Raw genomic sequence first — 6,028 nt, forward strand, 5'->3', positions numbered from 1 at the left:
TGTGGGAGCGAGCTTGCTCGCGAAGAAGGCGGCGCGGTCTTGAGCTACAACACCATCGCCGCCACCCAACCAAACGCCAGCAGCGGCAAGTTGTAGTGGAGGAAGGTCGGGACCACGGTGTCCCAGATATGGTGGTGCTGGCCATCGATGTTCAGGCCGGAAGTCGGGCCCAAGGTCGAGTCCGAGGCCGGCGAGCCTGCATCGCCCAGCGCGCCTGCGGTGCCGACGATGCAAACGATCGCCAGCGGGCTGAAGCCCAGCTGCAGGCACAGCGGCACGAAGATGGTCGCCAGGATCGGCACCGTGGAGAACGACGAGCCGATGCCCATGGTCACCAGCAACCCCACCAGCAACATCAATAGCGCACCAACGCCCTTGTTGTGGCCGATCCAGGCCGCCGAGGTTTCCACCAGGCTCTGGACCTCGCCGGTGGCCTTCATCACTTCGGCGAAGCCCGAGGCCGCGATCATAATGAAACCGATCATTGCCATCATCTTCATGCCTTCGGTGAACAGATCATCGGTCTCGCGCCAGCGCACGACACCCGAGACCGAGAAGATCAGGAAGCCGGCCAGCGCACCGATGATCATCGAATCGAGCAGCAGCTGGATGGCGAACGCCGCCGCGATCGCCAGCCCCGCCACCAGCAGGCTGAGGGGGTTGTAGCGTACCGTCACCTGCTCGGCGCGAGCGATTTTCTTCAGGTCGTAGACACGTTTTTTCCGATAGGTGATGAACGACAGCACCAGGCCAAAGACCATGCCCAGCGCCGGGATGCCCATGGCGTGGGTGATGTTGATGCCGCTGACGTCCACGCCACTGCGGGCGATATTGGCGAGCAGGATCTCGTTGAGGAAGATGTTGCCGAAGCCCACCGGCAGGAACATATAGGGCGTGATCAGGCCGAAGGTCATGACGCAGGCGATCAACCGGCGGTCCAGCTGCAGCTTGGTCAGCACATAAAGCAGCGGCGGCACCAGCAGCGGGATGAAGGCGATGTGGATCGGCAAGATGTTCTGCGAGGCGACCGCAACCGTGCCCAGCAGGCCCATCAGCACCCATTTGACGCCTGTGCCGCCCGCGGCGTCCTGGCGATCCACCATGGCCAGGGCTTTGTCAGCCAGGGCGTGGGCCATGCCGGATTTGGCAATCGCCACGGCGAACGCACCCAGCAACGCGTAAGACAACGCCACCGTCGCACCGCCACCGAGGCCTGCGTTGAATGCCTTGAGCGTCGCCTCGATCCCCAGGCCACCCATCAAGCCGCCGACCAATGCGCCGACAATCAGCGCGATTACCACATGCACGCGGGACAGGCTGAGCACCAGCATGACGCCAACCGCGGCAATGACTGCATTTATCATCGTTACCTCAAAGCACTGCGATGGAAAGCCACCGGACAAAAAGGTCGCGACTTTGCAGCAAGCGGCGGCAAGCTGCAAGGGTCATGCAGCGGGTTTTGCAGTCACTGCCCATCCATTGTGGGAGCGAGCTTGCTCGCGATAGCGTCAGTTCAGCAAAATGAATATCAACTGACCCTCCGCTATCGCGAGCAAGCTCGCTCCCACAGGGGCTCTGCGCCACCATTGGTATGTTTCAGCGCCTGGGCAAGTCGATCACGACCTTCAACCCGCCCCACTCGCTTTCATCCAACGCCAACGTCCCGCCCCAGGTATCGACGATGTCCCGCACGATGCCCAGGCCGAGGCCGTGACCGTCGGTCTGCTCATCCAGCCGCGTGCCCCGGCTGAATACCTGTTCGCGCCGCTCCGCGGGGATGCCCGGACCATCGTCCTCCACGGTCAGGCTGAAGCCCTCGGCCGTCTCGGTCACGCTCAGGCGCACTTCGGCGTCGGCCCATTTGCAGGCGTTGTCCAACAGGTTGCCCAACAGTTCCAGCAGGTCTTCCCGATCCCACGGCAGGTGCAAGCCGGGCGGCGCGACGCAGGCCAGATGCAGGTGCTCGCCATGGATCATGTTCAACGTCGCCAGCAACCCCGGCAACTCGGCGTCGCAGTCCAGGTGCGCGCCGGGCAAGGCATCGCCCGACAACCGGGCCCGGTTGAGTTCGCGGTTCAGGCGCTGGCGGACCTGTTCCAGCTGTTCGAGCAGCAGCTTGCGCAATTCCGGATAAGGGTCGAGCTTTTCGTTCGAGGCCAGGCTTTGCAGCACCGCCAGCGGTGTTTTCAAGGCATGGCCCAGGTTGCCCAGGGCATTGCGCGAACGCTTGAGGCTGTCTTCGGTGTGGGCCAGCAGATGGTTGATCTGCGCCACCAGCGGTTCCAGCTCCCGTGGCACCTCTTCGTCGAGTTGCGAGCGCTGCCCGCGCTGCAATTGGGCGATCTGCTCCCGGGCTTTTTCCAACGGACGCAACGCCCGACGCACCGTCAGCCGTTGGAGCAACAGGATCAGCAACAACCCCGCCAAGCCGAGCCCCAGGCCGACTTGCTGCATCCTCAGGAAGCTGTCCCGCACGGGCGTGTAGTCCTGGGCAACGCTGATGGAAATCGCCTGGCCCAGGCGCCGATAGTCGGTGCGCAGCACCAGGAGTCTCTGGCCTTCGGGGCCTAGTTGCAGGTTGCTGTGCAGGCCGGGATGGTCGAGCCGGGGCAATTCCTGGTCCCACAGGGAACGGGAACGCCAGTGCTCTTCGGCAAAATCGATACGAAAGTAATGCCCCGAAAACGGTCGCAGATAAGCCGGGGACAAGCGCCGCTCGTCCAGTTGCAGGCCCTGCGGACCGCGCACCAGCGCCACGAGCAGGTTTTCACTGTCGTTGCGCAACCCGGCTTCCAGGTAGCGCTGCAAGCCCAGCTCGAACAGCCACAGGCTGGTCTGGGCCAGGACCAGGCCGACCACGACCATCACACCGATCAGTCCAAGGCTCAAGCGCCGCTGGATGGATCTCACTGCGCCTGCCCGCCGAACAGGTAGCCCTGGCCGCGACGGGTTTCGATCACGCTGCGCCCCAGTTTACGGCGCAGGTGGTTGACGTGGACTTCCAGCACATTGGAGTCGCGCTCGGTTTCACCGTCATACAGGTGCTCGGCGAGATGACTCTTGGAAAGGATTTGTTCGGGATGGAGCATGAAATAGCGCAACAGGCGGAACTCGGCGGCGGTCAATTGGATATCCGCACCGTCGCGAACCACGCATTGCCGACTTTCATCCAGATGCAACCCTGCCGCCTGGAGCGTCGGCTGGTTGACCTGGCCATGGGAACGGCGCAACAACGCCTGGATTCGCAGGTGCAGTTCCTCGGGATGGAACGGCTTGGTCAGGTAATCATCGGCCCCGGCCTTGAGCCCTTCGATGCGCTCGGCCCAGGAACCGCGGGCAGTGAGGATCAGCACCGGAGTGCTCAAGCCTGCGGCCCGCCATTGGGCCAGGACGTCAAGCCCCGGCACTCCGGGTAGGCCAAGGTCGAGGATGATCAAGTCGTAAGGCTCGCTGCTGCCCTGGTATACCGCATCGCGACCGTCGGCGAGCCAATCCACCGCATAACCTTGTCGGGCCAGCCCGGCCATCAGTTCGTCGGCCAGGGGAACATGGTCTTCCACGAGGAGCAGGCGCATCAGTCTTCCTTATCTTTGAGCAAACGGCCGGTCGCGGCCTCAAGGTCCAGTTCGCGCACTACGCCATCGGTATCCAGCAGCTCGACTTCGTAAATATAGACGCCGTGCTTTTCTTCAAGCTCGGCCTCCAGCAATTTGGCGCCGGGGTGAAGGTCCAGCGCCTGTTGCAGCAGTTGCTCCAGCGGCAGGATCACGCCCTGCTGGCGCAACTGCAGGGCTTCGTCCTGATCCAGGTCTCGGGCTGCCGCCAGCGAGCAAAACGTCAACAACGCCAGCGCCCAGCAGCTGCCGGCGCGTAGATTAAGCTTCATTACGTATCCTGATGATTCTTGAGTACCTCGCCAGTGACGGCGTCGAGTTCCAGGTCCCATTCGATGCCCTCGGCATCACGCAGGTCCACCTTGTAACGGTACTTGCCGTAGTCCTCTTCCAGCTCGGTATCGGTCACCTTGGCACCGGGGTGTTTGGCCAGGGCAGCGGCGTTGAGTTTCTCGAAGGACAGGATGGTACCAGCGTCCAGCAGTTTTTTGGCCTCGTGGTCATGGAGGTCTCTTGCTTGGGCCAAGCCAGCGGTCAGGATCATGAACGTCGCGATAAAAAAGGCAGTCAGGCGGTTCACGGGTTATCTCCTTTTTATAATTTTCACCGGAAAACTGTATCGGGGTGAACTTAACTGAAACTGAATTGCCATCATGGAATACTCCTCTCCCCTGGAGCTGCAGAAGGCTCGGGCCGCGTTCGGACGATCTTTTGTTCCTGGTCGTCGATCGGGATTCAAGCGCCAGGGGAAAGATCGCAGCCTCGCTTTGCTCGGCAGCGCCTACAGGACTCCCTATAATCGCTGCACCCGCTAGACCATGAGACCGGTATGACTGCCATCCATATCAAGTTCCCCGCCCTTGCCCTCAAGGCCGGCCCCCGTGCCTTCCAGCGTATCCGCCAGGCGGGCCTCAGTGCCGCCGACGTCGGCACCCTGCCCGGCGCCGCCGGTGGTCCGAAGGCATTGGGTATCCAGGGGCTGGACCTGGCACTGTTCGGTGAATGGCTCCCCGCCGCACCCCGGGAGCGTTCGCTGATCGGCGCTTCGGTTGGCTCCTGGCGCTTTGCCAGCGCCTGCCTGCCAAACGCCGCCGAGGGTATCCAGCGCCTGGGCACGTTGTATAACGAACAGAGTTTCGCCAAAGGCGTGACCATGGCCGGCGTCAGCCAAAGCTCCCAGCGCATGCTCGATGATTTGCTGGAAGGCCGCGACCTGACGATCCTCGACAACCCGCATTACCGGCTCAACATCATGGTGGTCAAGAGCTACGGCCTGCTGGCACAAGACCACCGAGGCCGGCTGGGCCTGGGCTTATCGTCGGTGATCGCCGACAACCTGCGAGGCCGCGCGCGGCTATCGCGGCATTTCGAACGGCTGATCGTACACGACCCGCGCCTGGCCCCACCGCTGCACCCCCTGACAGACTTCCCGTCGCGCTTCGTGCCCCTGGTGGCCGGCAACCTGCGCCAGGCACTGCTGGCGTCCGGCTCGATTCCGATGGTGATGGAAGGCGTGCGCGACCTCCCCGGCGCCGGCGCGGGCACCTACCGCGACGGTGGTCTGCTGGACTACCACCTCGACCTGCCCTACAGCGGCGACGACATCGTCCTCTATCCACATTTCACCGACCGCGTCATCCCCGGCTGGTTCGACAAGGGCCTGCCATGGCGCAAGGGCAACGCCGAGCGTCTCCAGGACGTGCTGTTGCTCGCCCCATCGCGCGAATACCTCGCCCGCCTGCCGTACGGCAAACTGCCGGACCGCAACGACTTCAAGCGCTTCATGGGCGACGACCCGAGCCGCCGCAAATACTGGCGCACAGCAATGGACGAGAGCCGCCGGCTCGGCGACGAATTCCTGGAACTGACGGCCAACGGCGGATTGGGCGAGCGTTTGCTGACCCTTTAGTCAGCATGCTCGGGCATCACACGGATCAACCTGATAAACTCCGCCGCCTGCCTCGCGACCGCTATCTTAAAGAGCCTGAACCTGTGGAAATTTTCAAAGAATTCACCTTCGAATCCGCCCATCGCCTGCCCCACGTGCCCGAAGGCCACAAGTGCGGCCGTTTGCATGGCCACTCGTTCAAGGTGGCGATCCACCTCAGTGGCGACATCGACCCGCATACGGGCTGGATTCGCGATTTCTCGGAAATCAAGGCGATCTTCAAGCCGCTCTACGAGCGCCTCGACCACAACTACCTCAACGACATCCCTGGCCTGGAAAACCCGACCAGCGAAGTCCTGGCCAGGTGGATCTGGAATGAGTTGAAGCCGCTGCTGCCGGAACTCAGTGCCATTCGCATCCACGAGACCTGCACCAGCGGTTGCATCTATCACGGCGAATAAAAACCGGCGCAGCTCCCTGACGAGCCTTCTGTGACAAGGAAACTTCTGTGGCGAGGGAGCTTGCT

Annotated in this window: 7 protein-coding genes; 2 read left to right on the plus strand and 5 right to left on the minus strand. The window is 62.7% G+C overall.

What is annotated here, in order from left to right; all coding sequences use genetic code 11:
• Positions 1–44: 44 nt before the first annotated feature.
• From OC610_RS19390 to OC610_RS19410, 5 genes are all read right to left on the minus strand, one after another.
• Positions 45–1,361 (minus strand): Na+/H+ antiporter family protein, encoded by a 1,317-nt coding sequence (locus tag OC610_RS19390; RefSeq protein WP_264429963.1) that lies wholly within the window; start codon positions 1,359–1,361, stop codon positions 45–47.
• A 235-nt stretch (positions 1,362–1,596) separates the two neighbouring features.
• Positions 1,597–2,910: an ATP-binding protein gene (locus tag OC610_RS19395; protein WP_264429944.1), complete on the minus strand. Its 1,314-nt coding sequence runs from the start codon at positions 2,908–2,910 to the stop codon at positions 1,597–1,599.
• A complete protein-coding gene (locus OC610_RS19400; protein ID WP_264429958.1) occupies positions 2,907–3,575 on the minus strand; it encodes a response regulator transcription factor in 669 nt (222 codons plus the stop codon). Before OC610_RS19400 ends, OC610_RS19395 begins: the two co-directional genes overlap by 4 nt.
• Complete coding sequence (locus tag OC610_RS19405) at positions 3,575–3,886, minus strand: PepSY domain-containing protein (RefSeq protein ID WP_264429959.1); 312 nt, start codon at positions 3,884–3,886, stop codon at positions 3,575–3,577. Before OC610_RS19405 ends, OC610_RS19400 begins: the two co-directional genes overlap by 1 nt.
• On the minus strand, positions 3,886–4,194 hold the full coding sequence (locus tag OC610_RS19410) for a PepSY domain-containing protein (protein WP_264429960.1): 309 nt from the start codon (positions 4,192–4,194) through the stop codon (positions 3,886–3,888). Before OC610_RS19410 ends, OC610_RS19405 begins: the two co-directional genes overlap by 1 nt.
• A gap of 249 nt (positions 4,195–4,443) precedes the next feature.
• Between OC610_RS19410 and OC610_RS19415 the strand changes: the two genes are divergently transcribed.
• Together OC610_RS19415 and queD are read left to right on the plus strand one after the other, a co-directional pair.
• On the plus strand, positions 4,444–5,523 hold the full coding sequence (locus tag OC610_RS19415; protein ID WP_264429961.1) for a patatin-like phospholipase family protein: 1,080 nt from the start codon (positions 4,444–4,446) through the stop codon (positions 5,521–5,523).
• Positions 5,524–5,606: 83 nt separating this feature from the next.
• Positions 5,607–5,963: a 6-carboxytetrahydropterin synthase QueD gene (queD, locus tag OC610_RS19420; RefSeq protein ID WP_264429962.1), complete on the plus strand. Its 357-nt coding sequence runs from the start codon at positions 5,607–5,609 to the stop codon at positions 5,961–5,963.
• Positions 5,964–6,028: the final 65 nt, after the last annotated feature.

It is taken from the genome of Pseudomonas agronomica, from assembly GCF_025917275.1.
GTDB classification, from domain to species: Bacteria; Pseudomonadota; Gammaproteobacteria; order Pseudomonadales; family Pseudomonadaceae; genus Aquipseudomonas; species Aquipseudomonas agronomica.